21 protein-coding genes are annotated in these 19,205 nt (G+C 59.6%); 6 read left to right on the forward strand and 15 right to left on the reverse strand.

Annotated features, from left to right (window positions below):
* Window positions 1-19: 19 nt before the first annotated feature.
* The 4 genes from ccmB (at window position 20) to QZ862_RS08230 (ending at window position 2,288) form a co-directional block, all read left to right on the forward strand.
* On the forward strand, window positions 20-679 hold the full coding sequence (gene ccmB / locus QZ862_RS08215; RefSeq protein WP_296020514.1) for a heme exporter protein CcmB: 660 nt from the start codon (window positions 20-22) through the stop codon (window positions 677-679).
* Window positions 680-745: 66 nt separating this feature from the next.
* Window positions 746-1,507 (forward strand): heme ABC transporter permease, encoded by a 762-nt coding sequence (locus tag QZ862_RS08220; RefSeq protein ID WP_296020516.1) that lies wholly within the window; start codon window positions 746-748, stop codon window positions 1,505-1,507.
* A 5-nt stretch (window positions 1,508-1,512) separates the two neighbouring features.
* Window positions 1,513-1,689 (forward strand): heme exporter protein CcmD, encoded by a 177-nt coding sequence (ccmD, locus tag QZ862_RS08225; RefSeq protein WP_296039737.1) that lies wholly within the window; start codon window positions 1,513-1,515, stop codon window positions 1,687-1,689.
* Entirely contained in the window at window positions 1,686-2,288 is a 603-nt protein-coding gene (locus QZ862_RS08230) for a DsbE family thiol:disulfide interchange protein (protein ID WP_296098901.1), read from the forward strand. The genes ccmD and QZ862_RS08230 overlap by 4 nt, the downstream gene beginning before the upstream one ends.
* Window positions 2,289-2,306: 18 nt before the next feature.
* On the opposite strand, the gene QZ862_RS08235 is transcribed toward QZ862_RS08230, so the two are convergent.
* From QZ862_RS08235 to leuC, 7 genes are all read right to left on the reverse strand, one after another.
* Window positions 2,307-3,494, reverse strand: a complete 1,188-nt coding sequence (locus QZ862_RS08235) for a GGDEF domain-containing protein (protein WP_296098903.1) — start codon at window positions 3,492-3,494, stop codon at window positions 2,307-2,309.
* A gap of 93 nt (window positions 3,495-3,587) precedes the next feature.
* Window positions 3,588-4,184 carry a DUF2585 domain-containing protein gene (locus tag QZ862_RS08240; RefSeq protein ID WP_296020526.1) on the reverse strand — a complete coding sequence of 199 codons (597 nt, stop codon included), beginning with the start codon at window positions 4,182-4,184 and terminating at the stop codon, window positions 3,588-3,590.
* A gap of 13 nt (window positions 4,185-4,197) precedes the next feature.
* On the reverse strand, window positions 4,198-4,848 hold the full coding sequence (locus QZ862_RS08245) for a septation protein A (RefSeq protein WP_296020528.1): 651 nt from the start codon (window positions 4,846-4,848) through the stop codon (window positions 4,198-4,200).
* A gap of 2 nt (window positions 4,849-4,850) precedes the next feature.
* Window positions 4,851-6,311: a signal recognition particle-docking protein FtsY gene (ftsY, locus tag QZ862_RS08250; protein ID WP_296098905.1), complete on the reverse strand. Its 1,461-nt coding sequence runs from the start codon at window positions 6,309-6,311 to the stop codon at window positions 4,851-4,853.
* Window positions 6,312-6,333: 22 nt separating this feature from the next.
* Complete coding sequence (gene mtaB, locus QZ862_RS08255; protein ID WP_296098907.1) at window positions 6,334-7,608, reverse strand: tRNA (N(6)-L-threonylcarbamoyladenosine(37)-C(2))-methylthiotransferase MtaB; 1,275 nt, start codon at window positions 7,606-7,608, stop codon at window positions 6,334-6,336.
* Window positions 7,605-8,507 carry a diaminopimelate epimerase gene (gene dapF, locus QZ862_RS08260; protein WP_296098910.1) on the reverse strand — a complete coding sequence of 301 codons (903 nt, stop codon included), beginning with the start codon at window positions 8,505-8,507 and terminating at the stop codon, window positions 7,605-7,607. The genes mtaB and dapF overlap by 4 nt, the downstream gene beginning before the upstream one ends.
* A gap of 170 nt (window positions 8,508-8,677) precedes the next feature.
* Window positions 8,678-10,087, reverse strand: a complete 1,410-nt coding sequence (gene leuC / locus QZ862_RS08265; RefSeq protein ID WP_296013993.1) for a 3-isopropylmalate dehydratase large subunit — start codon at window positions 10,085-10,087, stop codon at window positions 8,678-8,680.
* 453 nt (window positions 10,088-10,540) lie between these two features.
* On the opposite strand from leuC, the gene QZ862_RS08270 reads away from it, so the two are divergent.
* Window positions 10,541-11,833 (forward strand): MFS transporter, encoded by a 1,293-nt coding sequence (locus QZ862_RS08270; protein ID WP_296098913.1) that lies wholly within the window; start codon window positions 10,541-10,543, stop codon window positions 11,831-11,833.
* A gap of 6 nt (window positions 11,834-11,839) precedes the next feature.
* On the opposite strand, the gene QZ862_RS08275 is transcribed toward QZ862_RS08270, so the two are convergent.
* From QZ862_RS08275 to rplS, 3 genes are all read right to left on the reverse strand, one after another.
* Window positions 11,840-12,655, reverse strand: a complete 816-nt coding sequence (locus tag QZ862_RS08275; RefSeq protein WP_296098916.1) for an amino acid ABC transporter permease — start codon at window positions 12,653-12,655, stop codon at window positions 11,840-11,842.
* Between the two features lie 36 nt (window positions 12,656-12,691).
* Window positions 12,692-13,486 (reverse strand): transporter substrate-binding domain-containing protein, encoded by a 795-nt coding sequence (locus QZ862_RS08280; protein WP_296098918.1) that lies wholly within the window; start codon window positions 13,484-13,486, stop codon window positions 12,692-12,694.
* Window positions 13,487-13,698: 212 nt separating this feature from the next.
* Window positions 13,699-14,244 (reverse strand): 50S ribosomal protein L19, encoded by a 546-nt coding sequence (rplS, locus tag QZ862_RS08285; protein WP_296076383.1) that lies wholly within the window; start codon window positions 14,242-14,244, stop codon window positions 13,699-13,701.
* 261 nt (window positions 14,245-14,505) lie between these two features.
* Between rplS and QZ862_RS08290 the strand changes: the two genes are divergently transcribed.
* Window positions 14,506-15,252, forward strand: a complete 747-nt coding sequence (locus QZ862_RS08290; RefSeq protein ID WP_296098920.1) for a sulfite exporter TauE/SafE family protein — start codon at window positions 14,506-14,508, stop codon at window positions 15,250-15,252.
* Here the strand turns inward: QZ862_RS08290 and trmD are convergent.
* The 5 genes from trmD to ffh all read right to left on the reverse strand — a co-directional run bounded on the left by trmD (window position 15,234) and on the right by ffh (window position 18,952).
* Window positions 15,234-15,932 (reverse strand): tRNA (guanosine(37)-N1)-methyltransferase TrmD, encoded by a 699-nt coding sequence (gene trmD, locus QZ862_RS08295; RefSeq protein WP_296098922.1) that lies wholly within the window; start codon window positions 15,930-15,932, stop codon window positions 15,234-15,236. The two genes, QZ862_RS08290 and trmD, sit on opposite strands and share 19 nt — an antisense overlap.
* 4 nt (window positions 15,933-15,936) lie before the next feature.
* Window positions 15,937-16,512: a ribosome maturation factor RimM gene (gene rimM / locus QZ862_RS08300; RefSeq protein ID WP_296098924.1), complete on the reverse strand. Its 576-nt coding sequence runs from the start codon at window positions 16,510-16,512 to the stop codon at window positions 15,937-15,939.
* Between the two features lie 135 nt (window positions 16,513-16,647).
* Window positions 16,648-17,025 (reverse strand): 30S ribosomal protein S16, encoded by a 378-nt coding sequence (gene rpsP, locus QZ862_RS08305; protein WP_296013982.1) that lies wholly within the window; start codon window positions 17,023-17,025, stop codon window positions 16,648-16,650.
* Window positions 17,026-17,057: 32 nt separating this feature from the next.
* The gene (locus tag QZ862_RS08310) at window positions 17,058-17,375 is read right to left on the reverse strand and encodes a chorismate mutase (RefSeq protein ID WP_062444677.1); all 318 of its coding nucleotides are present in this window, start codon (window positions 17,373-17,375) and stop codon (window positions 17,058-17,060) included.
* An 8-nt stretch (window positions 17,376-17,383) separates the two neighbouring features.
* On the reverse strand, window positions 17,384-18,952 hold the full coding sequence (ffh, locus tag QZ862_RS08315) for a signal recognition particle protein (RefSeq protein ID WP_296098926.1): 1,569 nt from the start codon (window positions 18,950-18,952) through the stop codon (window positions 17,384-17,386).
* Between the last annotated feature and the right edge of the window lie 253 nt (window positions 18,953-19,205).

A 19,205-nucleotide genomic window follows, 5' to 3' on the forward strand; every position in this document is an offset into this window, starting at 1 on the left:
GAAGCAGGAACCCCGCCCGATGATCGCGCTGTTCCTGCGAGACCTTAAGCTCTCCATCCGCGCTGGCGGAGGTGCACTGATCGGCGTCCTGTTCTTCATGACGGTCGTTGCCGTCATCCCCTTCGGCGTCGGCCCGGACCTCAATCTCCTTTCCCGCATCGGCCCTGCCATCGTCTGGATCGGCGCCCTGCTTGCAGCGCTTCTCGGCCTGGACCGGCTGTTTCAGGCAGAAAGGGACGACGGCTCCCTTGATCTGATCCTGATGCATGAAAATCCGCTGGTGCTGACGGTTCTGGTCAAATGCCTGGCGCACTGGACGGCAACCGGCCTGCCGCTGGTCATCGCTTCGCCGCTGCTGGGCCTGTTCATGAACATGGGAGAGGTGGCCATCGGCGCCGTCATGCTGACGCTGCTCGTCGGAACCCCTGCCCTCACCTTCATCGGCGCAGTGGGTGCGGCGGTTGCCGTGGCGCTGCCACGCGGTGGCCTGCTGGTCTCGATCCTCGTCCTGCCGCTTGCCATCCCCGTGCTGATCTTCGGCGTCAGCGCGTCTTACGCAGCGGTGGAAGATCCCGCCCCATTCCTTCCGCCCTTCATGATCCTGATTGCCATCACGCTCTTTTCATCGGTGGTCGGCCCGTTCTTTGCCGCTTTGGCACTGCGCAACTCCACGGATTGATAAGGATCAATTGCCGCGGCTTCGTCCTCACTGTAAAAGGACCTTGCCCGCGGCCAGAAAGATGCCATGACCCAGACGAGCCTAGCCATCACCAAGTTCAGCGATCTTGCCAATCCCACCCGGTTTTTGGCGCTGTCATCGCGCATTCTGCCATGGCTGGCAGGGCTCTCCGCCCTGTGTCTGCTGGCTGGTCTCTATCTCGCCTTCTCCACGGAGGGCGATTACCAGCAGGGCAACACCGTGCGCATCATGTATGTGCATGTGCCCGCCGCGTGGCTCTCCATGATGTGCTATACCGTCATGGCGCTGTCGGCCATCGGCACGCTGGTCTGGCGCCATCCACTGGCCGATGTCAGCCACAAATCGGCGGCACCGATCGGTGCGGCCTTCACACTGATTGCACTGATCACCGGCTCACTTTGGGGCAAGCCCATGTGGGGTACGTGGTGGGTCTGGGACGCACGCCTCACATCCGTCTTCATCCTGTTTTTGATGTATCTCGGCCTCATTGCCTTCAACAAGGCGATGGACGATCCGTCGAAGGCGGCGCGTGTCAGCGCCGTTCTGATCCTCGTCGGCTTCGTCAACATTCCGATCATCAAGTTTTCGGTGGAGTGGTGGAACACGCTGCATCAACCGGCAAGCGTAATGCGCATGGACGGTCCGGCCATCGACCCGGAATTTCTCTGGCCGTTGCTGACCATGGCAATCGGCTTCACCCTGCTGTTCTTCACGCTTCACCTTGCCGCCATGCGCAATGAAATCATGCGCCGTCGCATCGCCGCACAACGGCGCCTTGCCGCGCGTGCGGCTGGACGAGGAGCGTAAAAGAGATGACCCACGCGTTTTACATCGGCATGTCCTACGCCCTCACCGGCCTGATTGTGTTGTCCCTCATCGCCTGGGTCTGGCTCGATGGGCGCGCCCGCAAGCGCGAGCTGAAAGAGTTGGAAGCGCTCGGCATTCGCCGCCGCTCGCGTCCGGCCAAAACCGAGGCGCCTTCGGCATGAGCGACAAAGAAGCCTCTCCACCGTCCGCATCGCGTGGCCGATCGCGCTATGTGCTGGCGCTTCTGCCACTGCTGATCTTTGGCGGCTTTGCCGCCATCGCTGCCAAGATGCTCTATGAGCAGGACGTCAACGGCCTCGATGTCAGCGCTATTCCCTCGGCACTGATCGGCACCAAGGCACCTTCGCTCACACTGCCGCCGCTGGAGGGCTCCAATGTGCCCGCGCTGACCGATGCGGCGATTGCCGGCAAGCTGACGCTGGTCAACGTCTTCGCATCCTGGTGCGTGCCCTGCCGGCAGGAGCACCCGATGCTGAAGGAGCTGTCCAAGGACAAACGTCTCAACATTGTCGGCATCAATTACAAGGACAAGACCGATAACGCCGTGCGTTTTCTCGGCGAACTCGGCAACCCTTATGCCGCCATCGGTATCGATCCGAACGGCAGGGCTGCGATTGACTGGGGCGTGTACGGTATTCCGGAGACCTATCTGGTCGGTCCGGACGGCACGATCATCTACAAGAAGGTCGGCCCGATCGACGTGACGACCTACGAACGAGAACTCATCCCGGCCATCGAAAGCGCTGCTGCCGGAGATTGATGGCTGCGGTGGTGAACGTCAGCTCGCAACGATCTTGAGGCTGGCCGCAGGCGTGACACTCACAACAGCAACTCCTTCGTGAACTACCTGATTTCGTCCTGCCTGCTTTGCTTTGTAGAGGAAGCCATCCGCGCGCGAGATCGCATCATGGATGGAGTGGTCGCCAAGCGCGATCGCGGATACGCCGAAGCTGCTGGTGATGTGAACCGGAAACGGCCCGTTTGACCAGTTACGCGCGGCAAAGGCGCTGCGCACCATATTGGCAAGCACCGCCAGCTGCGACGCCGGGAGATCGGGAACGTAAGCAACGAATTCCTCGCCGCCAAAGCGCGCAATCTTGGCATTGGCAGGCAGCGTGTCCTTAAGGAGCGACGCAAGCGCGATGATGACCCGATCGCCGGTTGCATGGCCAAAGCGGTCATTGACCGTCTTGAAGTGATCGATATCGCAGATCAGCACGGCACCGGAAGGTAGCGGCGATACGCGAAAATCCGGCGCGCCCAGATCGAAGCCTCGCCGATTTAACAGCCCTGTCAGCGAATCCTGGTCTGCCAGCAGCCGATGCTGATCCAGCACCCGCGCGGCGCCACTCGCCAACACAGACAGCGCCATCAGAAATCCGCAAATGCTGGCGGCAAACTGAGCAATATAGGCGTAGTCGGAGGAGAGATAGGTATCGAGGCTTTCCATCGACGCGGCGCTGGTTTGCGTCAACAACAGTGTCACCCGCGTCATCGTCTCCATCACCACGAGGCTGACCGCCACCAGCAGCAGCTTATCCATGAGATTGCGCGCTTGCCTGCGCGCCAGGAAGATTGATGGTGCGAGAAGCAGCGCTAGCCCCGTGTCGGACGTTGCCAGCCCGTTTCTCAAATTCGGCTCGATGAAGATGAAGAAGCACACCGCGCAATATCCGGCAGCGGCGAAAGCAAGCCGCAGCCTCCAATGCGTCTTCACGCCAAAATGGACAAGCAGCGCGTGGCCATAAAAGAAGAAAGCCGCGAAGAACACCAGGTTGGAGACGACCGCCTGGGTAATCAGAAACGTGTCCGTCAGCACCATCGGGAGGGCAAAGCCGCTGGCGGCTGAAAGAAAGCCCATGCCCCAGTAGCGTCCGGACTGAAACCCCACGGTCTGGAGGCTAAGAAAGATCAACCCGAATGTGAGCAGGATAAAGGGCAGCAGATAAGCAAAATTGTCCTGCAAGACGGACGCCTCTGAAGAAATCATAAAACAGGCATCGAGATATACGGCGCGTTTGTTAATAAAGCGCCCGCTCGCACGCTGACAAATTCGGGATCAGGCGCCAGGAAGCGCGTTTTGCCACTCCTTGATAGCGTCTACCGGCCAGACCAGCATCAGCACATTCAAGGTAAGATTGTCGCGGATCAGCCAGCCGGTAAATATCTCGAAGAAGATCGCAATCAGGATCGTCAGCCAAACCGGCATGCGTGCAGCGAAGAAGAAGCCCACGATCATGAAGACCGTGTCCATCGCCGAATTGAGAATGCTGTCGCCGCTATAGCCGAGCGCCATGGTGGCAGTGCGATAGCGGTCAATGATGATCGGCGAGTTTTCCAGGATTTCCCAGGCAGCCTCGACCAGAACCGCAAGAGACAGCCGGAACGACAGAGGCTTGCTACGGAACAGAAGCCATGCGAGCCCATAGAACAGGAAGCCATGGATGATGTGGGACGGCGTGTACCAGTCGGCAATGTGTTGCGAATTGCCGGGCGTGTTCACCCCCGGCTCGAACAGTTTCACATAGCCGCATTCGCAGATTGGAACGCGGCCCATCATGTAGAGAATGACGATCTGCGCGACGAGGAGCCCCGCTGCCATCCAATACCATTTGACCGAAGACGCGCGAGAGGCAGGCACAACCGAAACCGTCATTTGTCGTCCTTGGTCATTTATCATCTTTGGTCAGGGGCTCGACCGAGTGACGCATGACAAGCGGCATCTGCGCCATGGTGAAGATGATGGTGATCGGCATGGTGCCCCAGACCTTGAAGGCAACCCATGTATCGGTGGAGAAATTGCGCCAGACGACTTCGTTCAGCACTGCAAGAAACAGGAAGAATACGCCCCAGCGGAGTGTCAGCTTGCGCCAGCCCTCATCATCCAACTTGAAGGCGGAGTTGAAGACATAGCCGAGAAGCGATTGACCGAAGAACAGCCCGCCGAGCAGAATGACGCCGAACAGCGTATTGACGATGGTGGGCTTCATCTTGATAAAGGTGTCGTTCTGCAAATAGAGCGTCAGTGCGCCGAAGACGAGAACGACGAGACCGGAGATCAGCGGCATCATCGGCAATGTGCGCGTGAGAATCCAGGAGACGGTGAGCGCCAGCGCCGTCGCGATCATGAAGAGGCCGGTGGCGATGAAGATCGGCCCACCGAACTCATGCAGAACGGGAAGCTTTTCCGCCAGCCAGTCGCCCTTGGAGTTGGCGAAGAAGAAGACGACAAGCGGTCCGAGTTCCAGAACGAACTTCAGAAGCGGGCTGACCTCCCGCACCATCTTTTCGCTTTCGCGCTGATTGCTTTCCACGTCCATACTCAAACTCCCGCAATCGCCTTGGCGAAATCTTCTGCTTCGAACGGCTCCAGATCGTCCACGCCTTCGCCAACGCCGATGAAATAGACCGGCAGCTTGTGCTTGGCAGCGATGGCAACGAGGATACCGCCCCGCGCCGTGCCATCCAACTTTGTCATAATCAGGCCCGAGACGCCGGCAACGTTGCGGAATATCTCCACCTGGTTCATGGCATTCTGGCCGGTCGTCGCATCCAGCGTCTGCAGAACCGTGTGCGGCGCGTCCGGATCGAGTTTTGCAAGAACGCGCACTATCTTTTCCAGCTCCGCCATCAGTTCGGTCTTGTTCTGCAGACGGCCTGCCGTGTCGATGATCAGCACGTCGCTCTTCTTCGCTCGTGCCTGTTCATAGGCATCATAGGCAAGCCCTGCCGCATCGGCCCCGAGCTTGGTACCGATGAATTCCGAGCCGGTGCGATCGGCCCAGATCTTCAGCTGCTCGATGGCAGCCGCACGGAATGTATCGCCCGCGGCCAGCATCACCTTCAGGCCGGAGCCGGAGAGTTTTGCCGCAAGCTTGCCGATGGTGGTGGTCTTGCCGGTGCCATTGACGCCGACCACCAGAATGACATGCGGCTTGTGCGACAGATCGAGTTCCAGCGGCTTGGCGACGGGCAACAGAACCTTGGTGATTTCGGTTGCCATGATCTTGGCGACATCTTCGCCGCTGACATCCTTGCCGTAGCGCTCCGATGACAGGGCACCGGTGATGCGCATGGCGGTCTCGACGCCGAGGTCGGACTGGATCAGCAGGTCTTCGAGCTCATCCAGCGTGTCTTCATCCAGCTTGCGCTTGGTGAAGAGCGCCGAAATCTGGTTCGTCAGCTGCGAAGAGGTGCGTGCGAGACCGGCGCGCAGGCGCTGGAACCAGGTGAGCTTCAGCTCAGGTGCAGCCTCGACCGGCTCGACACGATCGGCCGCAGAGGCAAAGCCTTTTGGTAGAGCCGGGGGAAGTGCAGCTGGAACAGCAGGTGAAAGCGCAGCCGGCGGAATGCCGCTTGCCGCTTCCGCTTCATCCAGAATGCCGCCCAGAGCATTGTCGTCCAGCGGTGCTTGCGCATCCACCTGCTCGGCACCATCCACGTCCTCACCGGCCTCAGCTTCCGCCTCCAGCAAAGAGAGCGGCACCATGCCGATATCGCCAACCAGCTCAGGCCCGGGCAGAAGCGGCGCTTCCTCGTCCTCGTCTCCAGCGGTTTCACTTACCTGCCCGACATCGTCAGAGACAGGGCCTGCGGCGCTTTCCATCTCTACATCAGGCACAGGATCTTCAGCTGGCAGCGTGTGGGCTTCTGCCTCGTTCAGTGCCTCTTCGAAGGCGCTACGGTCCTCCTGGCGAGAAGCGGCCTCTTCGCCTTCCGGACTATCCGTCTCGGCCTTGTCCTTGCCGAACGAAAAGACTTTTTTGATGAAGCCGAGGGCCATGACTTTCCCGTCTCGTGATTTTTCAGGCCGCTTGCGCTGCCAGATATTGCATCTTCAAGTGCTTACCGTTGTGGCCCGTAATGGCAACCCGCGCAAGAGTGCGGGGCGCAAGATCAGGGGCCGCCACCAGGGTAAAGTTATCCGTATGGGCAAAACCATTGTTTTCCACCAGGATCGTCTGCTCACTTCCCACCATAGCGTCGAGATGCGCGATGCGCAGCGTGTCGCCGCGAGCACGAAGCCTTGCCGCCCGTTCCTTCACCAGCGCACGGTCGAGCTGCGGCATTCGCGCGGCTGGCGTTCCCGGACGCGGGCTGTAGGGAAACACGTGCAAGCTGGAAATTCCGCACTCTTCCGCAAGTGTGGCGGCATTCTCCGCCATCTCGTCGGTCTCGGTTGGAAAGCCAGCGATCATGTCGGCGCCAAACGCCATCTCCGGGCGAAGAGCGCGCACCTCGCGGCAGAAGCGAATGGCATCGTCTCGCAGATGGCGGCGCTTCATCCGCTTCAGGATCATGTCGTCGCCATGCTGCAACGACAGATGCAGATGCGGCATGAAGCGCGACTCGTCAGCGATCAGATCCATCAGATGACGGTCTGCCTCGATGCTGTCGATGGAGGATAGCCTGAGCCTGAGAATATCCGGCACCTGCTTCAACAGCGTCTTCGCCAAATAACCGAGCGAGGGTTCGCCCGGCAGATCGACACCATAACTCGTGGCATCGACACCCGTCAGCACGATCTCCCGATAACCGCTCTCGGTCAGCTTGCGTGCCTGATCCACCACTGCACCCATCGGCACGGAGCGGGAATTGCCGCGTCCGTAGGGGATGATGCAGAAGGTACAGCGGTGATCGCAGCCATTCTGCACCTGGATGAAAGCCCGCACATGCCCATCGATGTGCTTGACCATCTGCGGCGCAGTGGCCTTCACACTCATGATGTCGTTGACGCGCAGCTTCTCTTCCGCCGAGACGCCGAAATCCGGCAGGGCACGGTAGGAGGTGCTCTTCAGCTTCTCCTCATTGCCGAGAACGGCATCGACTTCCGGCATGGCGGCAAAGGTCTGCTTCTCGGTCTGGGCAGCGCAGCCGGTGACGATGATGCGCGCATGCGGATTGTCGCGGCGCGCCCGGCGGATCGCCTGACGCGCCTGGCGCACGGCCTCGCCCGTCACCGCGCAGGTATTGACCAGCACCGCGTTGTTGAGCCCCGCCTTTTCGGCCTCAGCCCGCATCACTTCCGATTCATAGGTATTGAGGCGGCAGCCGAAGGTTATGACCTCGACACCGCTCATAAGACGCCCTGCTTCACGCCCGCCTCACGCGTCCATTGGCCGGTGACGGGATCCACTTGTCCAGCCCATTCCCATTCAGCGGGACCGGTCATGATGACGTGGTTGTCCTCGCGCCATTCTATGGTGAGTGGAATACGCACGGGACTGGAAGCCACATCGATCTCGACGCGACGACCGGTGCGACCGGTCCGCGCCCCCGAGACGGCAGCAGCGCAGGCGGCCGATCCGCAGGCAAGCGTCAGCCCAGCACCACGCTCGAAAGTGCGGGTGCGAAGGCGGGTGTCGGAAATGACCTGCGCAAGCGTGATATTGGCTTTTTCCGGAAACATCGGATGGTTTTCTAGCAGCGGCCCGAAGCGCGCCAGATCGAATTCCATCGGATCGCCATCCACCCAGAAGATGGCGTGCGGGTTGCCCATGGACATGACGGCAGGCGAATGCAGCACCGGCTCGTCGATCGGGCCGATCTGCAATTCGATGCGGCTGGTATCGTGAAACTCTTCCGCAAGCGGAATATCGCGCCAGTGAAAGCGGGGTTGCCCCATATCGACGGAGATCATCCCGTCCTCATGCTCGGTGGCATTCAGGATGCCCGCGACCGTCTGAAAGGTGAAGGCCTTCTTGCCGGTCTCTGACGCCAGTGCCTGCACCACGCAGCGTGTGCCATTGCCACAGGCCTGCGCCTTGGTGCCATCGCAGTTGAGAATATCGATATAGGCATCGGTGCCAGCAAGACGCGGATCGTGGATCGCCATGATCTGGTCAAAGGCGGTCTCGGCATCGGCATTCAGCGCGATGGCCGCTTGCGGGGAGACCATGTCCTTGCGGCCGCGCATATCGACAACCAGGATCTTGTTGCCAAGCCCGTTCATCTTCGCGAATTCGACCGTCTGCGTCATGTGCCTGACCTTGCTGGGAGGAGCGCGCAACAAGCGCCTCATTTGCCCCTATATGGCGGAATTGCAGGGGAATTACCAGTCTGGCTGCAGGAAAAGCAGATGCGCAGAGAGCCAGAAAAAACACCCCCGGAATGACCCGGGGGTGCGAAAGTCTCCATCACGGAGAATGCTTACTGCCACTCACGCACATCGACGAAGTGACCGGCAACCGCTGCGGCTGCCGCCATGGCAGGAGAGACCAGATGCGTGCGGCTCTTGTAGCCCTGACGTCCTTCGAAGTTGCGGTTCGAGGTGGAGGCACAACGCTCGCCGGGTGCCAGACGGTCGTCATTCATCGCCAGGCACATGGAGCAGCCCGGCTCGCGCCACTCGAAGCCTGCCTCGAGGAAGATCTTGTCCAGACCTTCCTTCTCGGCCTGTTCCTTGACGAGGCCGGAGCCCGGCACGATCATGGCCGAAACGGTTGGCGCTACCTTGCGGCCTTCGACGATCTTGGCGGCGGCGCGCAGATCCTCGATGCGGCCATTGGTGCAGGAGCCGATGAACACGCGATCGATGGCGATATCGGTCATCTTGGTGCCGGGCTTCAGGCCCATATAGTCGAGCGCGCGCCACTTGGAATTGCGCTTGTTCTCATCGGCAATATCGTCCGGGTTCGGCACGATGCCCTGAACCGAAACGACGTCTTCCGGAGACGAGCCCCAGGAGACGATGGGCGGCAGGTTGGCGGCATCCAGCACCACGACCTTGTCGTAATGGGCGCCTTCGTCCGACTTCAGCGTCTTCCAATAGGCAATCGCCTGTTCCAGCGTCTCGCCCTTCGGCGCGCGCGGCTTGTCCTTTATGTATTCGAAGGTCGTCTCATCGGGGGCAATCAGGCCAGCGCGCGCGCCGCCCTCGATCGTCATGTTGCAGACCGTCATGCGGCCTTCCATCGACAGCGACTGGATCGCCTCACCGGCAAATTCGATGACGTGGCCCGTGCCGCCTGCCGTGCCGATCTCGCCGATGATGGCGAGAATGATGTCCTTGGCCGTAACGCCTTCGGGAATCTTGCCATCGACACGCACCAGCATGTTCTTGGCCTTCCTCTGGATCAGCGTCTGCGTTGCCAGAACATGCTCGACTTCGGACGTGCCAATACCATGCGCCAGCGCACCGAAAGCGCCATGGGTGGAGGTGTGGCTATCGCCGCAGACGATGGTCATGCCCGGCAGGGTAAAGCCCTGCTCCGGCCCGACGATGTGGACAATGCCCTGGCGCTTGTCGCGCTCGGAATAATATTCGAGGCCGAATTCCTTGGCGTTTTGCGCCAGCGCTTCCACCTGGATTCGGCTTTCCTCGTTCTTGATGCCTTCCACGCGATCAGCCGTGGTCGGCACGTTGTGGTCGACGACGGCGAGCGTGCGGGTGGGGGAATGAACCGGACGACCGGCCATGCGCAGGCCTTCGAATGCTTGCGGCGACGTCACCTCATGCACCAGGTGACGGTCTATATAGAGAAGACAGGTTCCATCGGGATCGCGATTGACGACGTGATCATCCCAGATTTTATCATACAGAGTACGCGGTGCGCTCATGGCTTTATCCATTCGAATGTCAAAAAGGAAAGTGGGGATGTGGAGTAAAGGCCGACAGCCTTCTCAGGCCATCAGGCGGACGTAAGTCGGCCATTGAACGCGCCGGAAATACGCGCGAAAAATCGTGCAGGCAGACGCTTGTGATCCTGCAACACGAAAATATTTGGCGCGAGACATCCGAATTTCGATCCCATGGCCATTTCATAGCAGATCGGCTTTTCAACAGCAACATGGCGCTTTGTGATTGAAAACGGCTGGTAGGATATTTAAGAAATCTCTTTTTGTGCAATGCAAAAAGAAATGCCGGACGTTGCGTGCGGGATAAATGTCTCGCGTCTGACGTTAGGACGGCACCGGAACCGCTTGCTCAACCATGCCGTGAAGGCTGCGTGAGACACGGTCTCGTCAACTCGGGCAGCACCTCGGCGTGCCGCCGACAGGGAGGGATACACATTGGTATCTGAAAAAACACTTATTTCAAAAATCACATGGCGCCTGATGCCATTTCTCGGCATCCTTTATCTCATCGCCTATATCGACCGTCAGAATGTCAGCTTCGCCAAGCTGCAGATGGTCGGCGATCTGGGGCTGAGCGAATATGCCTATGGCCTTGGCGCGTCGCTGTTCTTCATCGGCTATTTCATCTTCGAAGTGCCGAGCAACCTTCTGCTGAACCGCTTTGGCGCAAGGCTCTGGTTTGCCCGCATCATCATCTCCTGGGGGCTTGTGACGATTGCGCTCGCCTATACCAGCAGCCCCACCATGTTCTATATCCTGCGCTTTCTTCTCGGCGTCTGCGAGGCCGGTTTCTTTCCCGGCGTCCTCTATCTCCTGACGCTGTGGTTCCCGCGCGATTATCGCGGCCGCATGGTCGGTCTGTTCATGATCTTCTCCGCACTTGCCAATGCCGTTGGCGCACCGCTTGGCGGCATGTTGCTCGATCTGGACGGCCTTTGGGGCTATGCAGGCTGGGAGTGGGTCTTCCTTGCCACCGGCATTCCGGCCGTGATTGCTGGTATCGTCACCATCTTCTATCTCGACGACAAGCCGGAAACGGCTGCATTCCTGTCGCAGGACGAGAAGGACTGGCTGAACAAGCGCATCGCATCGGAAAACTCCGGCATGGACGAACATGCAGAGGACGGTTTCCGCGCGCTGATCAATCCGCGCGTCCTTTTCATGTCGCTTTGCTATGTCGGCTTTCCGCTTGCCGCCTATGGCCTCAGCTACTGGCTGCCGACCATCGTCAAGAGCTTCGGCGTGTCGAACACGACAAACGGCTTCATCAACATCATTCCGTGGCTGATCGTTGCCGTTGCACTTTATCTGGTGCCGTCGGCTGCCGACCGGTCTGAGAAGAAGATCACCTATATCGTCGTGCCTGCCTTTGTCGGCGCCTTCTGCCTGCTGATGTCCGCTTTGATGACCGCGCCGGTTGCGCAGTTCGCCTTCCTCTGCATCGCAGCCGCTGGCATCTTTGCCGGACAGCCTGTGTTCTGGAGCCTTCCAGGACGCTTCCTGAGGGGTGCCGGTGCAGCCGCAGGTCTTGCCGCAATCAACTCGGTCGGCAATCTCGGCGGCTTCGTTGCCCAGAACGTCGTTCCCTGGATTCGTGACGAGACGGGAAGCACCATCGCTCCAATGTTCTTCCTCTCGGCCTGCCTTGCTATTGCTGGCGTCCTCGTCATCATCGCCGGTCGCATGATTGCTAGGCAGATTTCTTCGCAGCCCAATGTGAAGGCCTGATCGGCTTCAACGCCCCTGCTTGCGGCGCATCCCTTTTTCGATGCGCCGCAGGATCAAAGACAATCCAAGCGTCAGGATCAGATAGACGTAAGCCACGATGGAATAGGTCTCGAAGAAGCGGAACGATCCTGCCGCATAGACCTTGCCGAGCTGGGTAATATCCGCTACCCCCAGCACCGAGACCAGCGAGCTATCCTTCACCATCGAAACGAAATCATTGGAGAGCGGCGGAAAGATAGTCCGCACCGCCTGGGGAAAGATCACCAGCCTGAAACGCTGGTAGCGGCTAAGCCCAAGCGCCTTTGCCGCCTCGATCTGGCCTTGATCGACAGCCTCGATACCCGCCCTGAAGATTTCGGCGAGGAACGCTCCGTAGCAGAGCGTCAGTGCAAGGATCGCACGCCACATCAAAGAGAAGTCGCGCACGATAACCGGCTCGACCCAACCCGCAGCAATCAACGGCGTCAACAGCCAGTTGATGAAATCGACCAGCAGCGGCGCCCCGGCAAAGGCGATGTAGAACAGCACGACCAGGATCGGAATGCCGCGCATGGTCTCGATGTAAAACCGCGCGATCTGTCGCAGCACGATGCTGTCTGCCATGCCGAGAAGCGCGATCAGCAGGCCCCAGAGGCAGGCAAGCAAGAAGGCGGCCAGCGTCACGAAGACCGTCATGCCGATGCCGTTGATTACCGTGGTGAAGACCTGCGCATAGATGCCGTTGACGGCAATTACCACCGCAAGAATGGCGCCGATACCAATCAGAGCCACCAGCCACCAGGGAAAATCATCGGCCGCATGTCTCGAAGGCGGGCGCTTCAAGGCCGAACGCCCGGGCAGAACGAAAGGCCCATTCGCTTATTCGCCAAGCTTGTAGTCCAGGAACCACTTCTTATCGAGCGCGGCAAAGGTGCCGTCTGCCTTCAAGGCAGCAATCGCGGCATTGACGGGGGCCACGAGATCGGAGCCCTTCTTGAAGATGAAGCCGAAATCGTCGCCGCCGAGCGGCCCGCCGATCAGCTTCAGCATGCCATTCGACGAATCGACATAGCCTTTGCCCGCAACACCATCGGTCAGAACCAGATCGACATCGCCGGTGCGCAGCGCCTGCACGGTGGCACCGAAGGTCTCCATCAGCTTGATGCGCGGGTTCTGCTCATTGCCATCGAGAATATCGTAAACGGCCGTGTAGAAAGGCGTTGTGCCGGCCTGAGCGCCGACCAGCCCCTTGTCGAAGGCGGCAAAGCTCTTGGCATCGGTAAAGCGGGTCTCGTCTGCGCGCACGAGCATGAACATTTCCGAGCGCATGTAGGGATTGGAAAAATCCACCTTCTCCTTGCGCTCGTCCTTGATGCTGATGCCGGTCATGCCGATGTCGTACTGTCCGGCGGAGACAGCTGGAATCATCGCATCCCATGAGGCGTTCTGATATTCGACCTTGGCATTCAGCCGCTTGGCGATCTCGTTCATCGCATCATATTCCCAACCGATCGGCTGGCCCGTCTTCGGATCGACGAATTGCAGCGGCGGATAGGCATTCTCCGTCACCACGACGATCTCGCGACCCTTCAGATCCGGCAGATCGGCGGCCGATGCGAGAACCGGCGATAGCAGCGTTGCGGCGATGGCAATGAAAAACGAGCGTCTGAACAATGGCGGTCTCCTGAAAACAATGGCGGAAATTGACACGCTTTAAACCCGCCACGCAAGAGATATGCGTTTCAAGAAAACGGCGGCGGTTAGAATGCCATCCGTCTTTTAACCTGGCCTCCGAGTAGAACGCTCGTGGCGCGGCACGCAACGAAATCCCAAAACAAAAAAGGCGGCCCGAAGACCGCCTTTTCGAAAATCCCAAAAGCGAAAGCTTATTCAGCTGCACCTTCAGCAGCCTTTGCTGCTGCAGCTTCTTCAGCTGCCTTGGCTTCAGCGGCTTCTGCTGCTGCCTTTTCGGCGGCCAGAGCCTGTGCTGCTGCAACCTTTTCAGCTTCGATACGTGCCTTTTCGTCGGCAGCAGCCTGACGCTCGGCGTCGTTGAGCTTGCGAGCGCGAACGCCGGTGTCTTCAACGATACGAGCGGACTTACCGCGACGGTCGCGCAGGTAGTAGAGCTTCGCACGGCGAACCTTACCACGGCGAACGATCTCAACGCCTTCAACCAGCGGAGAGTAAACCGGGAATACGCGCTCTACGCCTTCGCCGTAGGAGATCTTGCGAACGGTGAAGTTCTCGTTGAGACCGCCGCCGGAGCGAGCGATAACGACGCCTTCGTAAGCCTGTACGCGGGTACGGTTACCTTCCGTAACGCGCACGTTGACGCGAACGGTGTCACCAGGAGAAAATTCAGGAAGCTTGCGCTTTGCTTCGATCTTGGCGGCCTGTTCGGCTTCCAGCTGTGCAATAATGTTGGTCATGTTAACCTCTGAGTTCTTCTGAAACAGCCAGAGCGCTCAACGAGATCATTCCTTGGATCTTGTCCTTGGAATTATGCCTTGCGGCAGGAGCGGGTTCGCCATTCTTTGCTTGCGGTTAATGGGCATAAGCCCAATTCCACGCGGGCCAATACAGGAAGATCGCCGCTTTGTCATCCCTTTCGTGACAATATTTTGTCGGTCGTGACCTGATTGTCGGAAACCATATCTGCTTATATGGGAGATGGAACGCCGGGAGGGGCCATGTCCATTGCAATCATTCTCATGCTGTTCGTCAGCGGTTTTCTGTCCGGCGCGGTCAATGCCATTGCCGGCGGCGGTACATTCCTGACTTTCGGTGCCATGACCGTGGCGGGTATCGCCCCCATTTCCGCCAATGCCACCTCCTCCATCGTCCAGTTTCCCGGCTACGTCACCTCGGTCATCGCCTACTGGCCGGAAATTCGCGCCCACTGGAAGGGCGCGGTCCTGCTCTCCATTCTCTCGATCCTTGGCTCGACGGGGGGCGCCCTGCTGCTTCTCTCGCTCGACAACCCGTCCTTCCGCCAGATGGTGCCGTGGCTGCTGCTTGCTGCCACCGCCCTCTTTGCCGCAGGCCCCTGGCTTCGCCCGCGCTCGGACGAAGAGCATCCGAAGAGCAATGTCGCCAGCCTAATCGGCCAGTTCTTCACCTCGATCTATGGCGGATTCTTTGGTGCCGGCATGGGCATCATGATGCTGGCGGTGCTAGGATTGACCGCAGGCGGCACCTATCATCATCTCAACGCGCTGAAGAACCTGCTCGCGGTCGTCATTGCCGCTGTCGCCATCGTCGTCTTCGTCGGCGGTGGCGTGGTTGCTTGGCACGCGGCGCTGATCATGATCCCGGCATCGGCTCTCGGCGGCTATTGCGGCGTCTATCTCGCCCGCCGCGTTCCACAATGGATCATCCGAGCATTGGTGATCACGGTCGGGCTATTGCTGACGGGCTACTACTTCTTCACCGCTTGAGTTTCGGCCAGCAGATCCGGGCGGCGCTCTCTCGTCAGAGCCAGCGCCTGCTCATGCCGCCATTTGTCGATCAGCTTGTGATTGCCCGAGGTCAAAACGGTGGGAATGTCCCGGCCCTCCCATACCTGCGGCCTTGTGTAGTGCGGATGTTCCAGAAGCCCGCCTTCGAAACTCTCATGCACGCCGGACAGATCGTTGCCCATCACGCCGGGAAGAATGCGCACCACCGCATCGAGAAGCGTCAGCGCTGCGGGCTCGCCGCCCGAAAGAATATAGTCGCCGATGCAAACCTCTTCGAGACCGCGCGCATCGATCACCCGTTGATCCACGCCTTCGAAACGACCGCAGATGATGATGACGCCTTCGCCTGCCGCCAGTTCCCGCACGCGTTCCTGCGTCAAAGGCTTGCCACGCGGGCTCATCAGCAGGCGTGGTCGCGTATCGCCTTCAGAGACGGCGTCGATGGCCGCTGCCAGCACATCGGGTTTCAGCACCATGCCAGCACCGCCACCTGCTGGGGTGTCATCGACGCTGCGATGCTTGTCGGTGGCAAAATCGCGGATCTGCACCGGCTCCATCTGCCATTGGCCGCGCTCCAGCGCCTTGCCTGCCAGCGAATAGGAAAGATGCCCCGGAAACATTTCCGGGTAGAGCGTCAGCACGGTTGCCTTGAAGCGCATCGGCTTACTTCTTGCCCTTGCCGAAGATCGGATGATCGGGATCGTCCTTGCCGTCTTCCGGATTGTCGATCAGCCCCGCGGCAAAAGGATCGATCAGGATCTTTCCGCCCTCCAGATCGATTTCGAGAACGGCGGCTTCGGTGAACGGGATGAGTGCCGGACGGCGTCCCGCCCCTTTGAGTTCCAGGAGATCGCCCGCACCGAAATCGTGCACGGCGCTGACCGAACCATAGCTCTTGCCCTCGGCATCGACCACATCGAGACCTTCCAGATCGGTGTAGAAGAATTCGTCCTCATCCAGATCTTCGTCCGGCAGATTATCGCGATCGATGAACAGCTCGAGTCCGTTCAGAGCCTCGGCAGCGTTGCGGTCGTTGATGCCGCGGAAGCGCACGATGACAACATTCTTGCCTTGGCGCGCCTCTAGAATTTCGAACACGCGCCCGTCTGCGGCGACCAGATTGCCGTAATCGCCAAGCGCCATGGGATCGTCGGTATAGGAGCTGACCCGCACCTCGCCGCGCAAGCCTTGAGCTGCGCCAATCTTGGCCATGAGAATGGGGTTTTCCAGCTTTGCCATTGAACCGTCCGTTGTCGCGTCTTGTGCGAATGATTTTAGTGCCTGGCCGATCTGTCGCCAAGCCCTTGGGGAGTAAACATGAAAACGGGCGGCGCGGAAACCGTGCCACCCGTTTCTATAAAGGATAAACCAGACTTATTCTGCAGCAGCAGCTTCAGCGGCAGCAGCAGCGGCGTCTTCAGCCTTCTGCTTCTTCTCGGCAACGCGCTCGAGAGCCTTCTTGCCTGGCTTTGCCTTTTCAGGGTTGCTGCGAGCGTCGCGCGTGGCAATGCCGGCTTCAGCGAGGAAGCGCAGAACGCGGTCGGTCGGCTGTGCGCCCTTTGCGAGCCATTCCTTGACGAGATCGCCATTGATCTGGATGCGATCGGCGCTGTCCTTAGGCAGCATCGGGTTCCAGGAGCCGACCTTCTCGAGGAAGCGGCCGTCACGCGGGCTGCGTGCGTCAGCTACGACGATCTGGTAGTACGGGCGCTTCTTGGAACCACCGCGTGCGAGACGAATTTTCAGTGCCATGTGAGTTCTCCTTATAATGGCTTGCCCGCCGGTCAGGCGGTCTTTTCTGTGCCGTTGTGTTCAGCGGCAATGGCTTCATGATGCCGGATGACTTCCTTGATGATGAAGTTCAGGAACTTCTCGGCGAAATCCGGATCCAGATTGGCATCCTTGGCCAGACGGCGCAGGCGTTCGATCTGGTATTCTTCGCGCGCCGGGTCCGCCGGCGGCAAATCGTAGGTGGCCTTCAACACGCCCACCGCCTTGGTACAGCGGAAACGTTCGGCCAGCATGTGCACCAGTGCGGCATCGACATTGTCGATGGACTGGCGGTATTCAGCGAGTTTTTCTTTGACGTCTGTCGTGGTCACGGATGGCCTCACTTCTTCTTGCCAAAACCGGGCAGACCCGGGAGACCGCCGAGACCCGGCAGCTTGCTGCCACCGAGACCAGGCAATCCGCCCGGCAACCCACCAAGACCGGGAGGCAGAGCACCCGGCTTGCCGAGACCTGCGGCTTCCGCCTGCCTCTGCAGCGCTTCAAGCTGCTTGGGGTCCATATTGGCGAGATCAGGCATACCACCCATGCCGCCGAGACCCATCTTGCCGGCCAGACCGCCCATCATCTGCTTCATAATACCGCCCTTGCCCTTGCCGCCCATGGCTTTCATCATATCGGCCATGCCGCGATGCATCTTGAGCAGCTTGTTGATTTCGGCGGCATCCGTGCCCGAACCGGCAGCGATGCGCTTCTTGCGGCTATGTTTGAGAATATCCGGATTGGCGCGCTCGGCCTTGGTCATCGAGGAGATGATCGCCAGTTGACGGTCGAACATCTTGTCGTTCAGACCGGCAGAGGCCATCTTGTCCTTCATGCCGGCCATGCCGGGCATCAGGCCCATGATGCCGCCCATGCCGCCCATCTTCTGCATCTGGCGCAGCTGATCGGCCAGATCGTTGAGGTCGAACTTGCCCTTGGCCATCTTCTCGGCCATGGCGCGGGCTTTTTCCGCATCGATATTTTCGGCCGCCTTTTCGACCAGCGAAACGATATCGCCCATGCCGAGAATGCGGTCTGCAATACGGCGTGGATGAAACTCATCCAGCTCGTTCATGCGCTCGCCGGTACCGATCAGCTTGATCGGCTTGCCGGTGACGGCGCGCATCGAAAGGGCTGCACCGCCGCGGCCATCGCCATCCATACGGGTCAGAACGAGACCGGTAATGCCGACGCGCTCATCGAAATTGCGCGCCAGATTGACGGCGTCCTGACCGGTCAGGCTGTCGGCAACCAGCAGGATTTCGTGCGGATTGGCCTTCTTCTTGATGTCGGCCATTTCCAGCATCAACGGCTCGTCGATGTGGGTACGACCGGCGGTATCGAGGATCACGACATCATGGCCGCCAAGCTTTGCCGCCTGAACCGCGCGCGAAGCGATATCGGTCGGAGACTGGCCGGCGACGATCGGCAGCGTGTCGATGCCGGTCTGCACGCCAAGCTGGCGCAGCTGCTCCTGGGCTGCGGGACGGCGCGTATCGAGAGATGCCATCAGCACCTTCTTCTTCTCGCGATCCGTCAGCCGCTTGGCAATCTTGCCGGTGGTGGTCGTCTTACCCGAACCCTGCAGACCCACCATCATGATGACGACGGGGGCCGGCGCATGCAGATCGACCGACACGCCTTCCGAACCCAGCATCTCGACAAGCTCGTCATGGACGATCTTGACGACCATCTGGCCGGGCTTGATGGATTTCAGAACAGAGGCGCCAACCGCCTTCTCACGCACCTTTTCGGTGAAGGTGCGAACGACTTCCAGCGCCACGTCCGCTTCAAGAAGCGCACGGCGAACCTCACGCAGCGCTGCGGAAACATCGGCTTCCGAAAGCGAGCCACGGCCGGTCAGTCCATTCAGAATGGAGCCAAGGCGGTCCTGGAGGTTTTCAAACATCTGTTCTTCCTTCTTCGTTTCGGTTTCCCGAAACGTCGGTGCTTTTACTGGCAAAAACAAGACGCCCAAGAACGCGCAAAGCCAAAAAGCACCCGAGGGCGCATCGCGCTGTCGGGTGTTGACCTCCGGGATCTCTTTATACCTTTGCGGGTCCCGGTCGGTGGCTTGGAGTCTTGAAACTGCCAGCTGATCGGGCGGGATAAACAGGAAATGCGCGCCAAAGTCAAGGCAAGTCCGGCGTTTTGGCGAAACG

The organism is uncultured Agrobacterium sp. (assembly GCA_913777615.1).
Taxonomy (GTDB): domain Bacteria; phylum Pseudomonadota; class Alphaproteobacteria; order Rhizobiales; family Rhizobiaceae; genus Agrobacterium.

Bases quoted from the DNA above. Each gene is read 5' to 3' on its own strand.
- leuC (WP_296013993.1), bottom strand. From the start codon at position 10,087: ATGAGCGCACCGCGTACTCTGTATGATAAAATCTGGGATGATCACGTC.
- rpsP (WP_296013982.1), bottom strand. From the start codon at position 17,025: ATGGCACTGAAAATTCGTCTCGCACGCGGTGGTTCCAAGAAGCGCCCG.
- QZ862_RS08230 (WP_296098901.1), top strand. From the start codon at position 1,686: ATGAGCGACAAAGAAGCCTCTCCACCGTCCGCATCGCGTGGCCGATCG.
- ccmB (WP_296020514.1), top strand. From the start codon at position 20: ATGATCGCGCTGTTCCTGCGAGACCTTAAGCTCTCCATCCGCGCTGGC.
- QZ862_RS08290 (WP_296098920.1), top strand. From the start codon at position 14,506: ATGTCCATTGCAATCATTCTCATGCTGTTCGTCAGCGGTTTTCTGTCC.
- trmD (WP_296098922.1), bottom strand. From the start codon at position 15,932: ATGCGCTTCAAGGCAACCGTGCTGACGCTCTACCCGGAAATGTTTCCG.
- QZ862_RS08245 (WP_296020528.1), bottom strand. From the start codon at position 4,848: ATGGACGTGGAAAGCAATCAGCGCGAAAGCGAAAAGATGGTGCGGGAG.
- ftsY (WP_296098905.1), bottom strand. From the start codon at position 6,311: ATGGCCCTCGGCTTCATCAAAAAAGTCTTTTCGTTCGGCAAGGACAAG.
- QZ862_RS08240 (WP_296020526.1), bottom strand. From the start codon at position 4,184: ATGACGGTTTCGGTTGTGCCTGCCTCTCGCGCGTCTTCGGTCAAATGG.
- mtaB (WP_296098907.1), bottom strand. From the start codon at position 7,608: ATGAGCGGTGTCGAGGTCATAACCTTCGGCTGCCGCCTCAATACCTAT.
- QZ862_RS08220 (WP_296020516.1), top strand. From the start codon at position 746: ATGACCCAGACGAGCCTAGCCATCACCAAGTTCAGCGATCTTGCCAAT.
- dapF (WP_296098910.1), bottom strand. From the start codon at position 8,507: ATGACGCAGACGGTCGAATTCGCGAAGATGAACGGGCTTGGCAACAAG.
- rplS (WP_296076383.1), bottom strand. From the start codon at position 14,244: ATGACCAACATTATTGCACAGCTGGAAGCCGAACAGGCCGCCAAGATC.
- ccmD (WP_296039737.1), top strand. From the start codon at position 1,513: ATGACCCACGCGTTTTACATCGGCATGTCCTACGCCCTCACCGGCCTG.
- rimM (WP_296098924.1), bottom strand. From the start codon at position 16,512: ATGGCAAAGCTGGAAAACCCCATTCTCATGGCCAAGATTGGCGCAGCT.
- ffh (WP_296098926.1), bottom strand. From the start codon at position 18,952: ATGTTTGAAAACCTCCAGGACCGCCTTGGCTCCATTCTGAATGGACTG.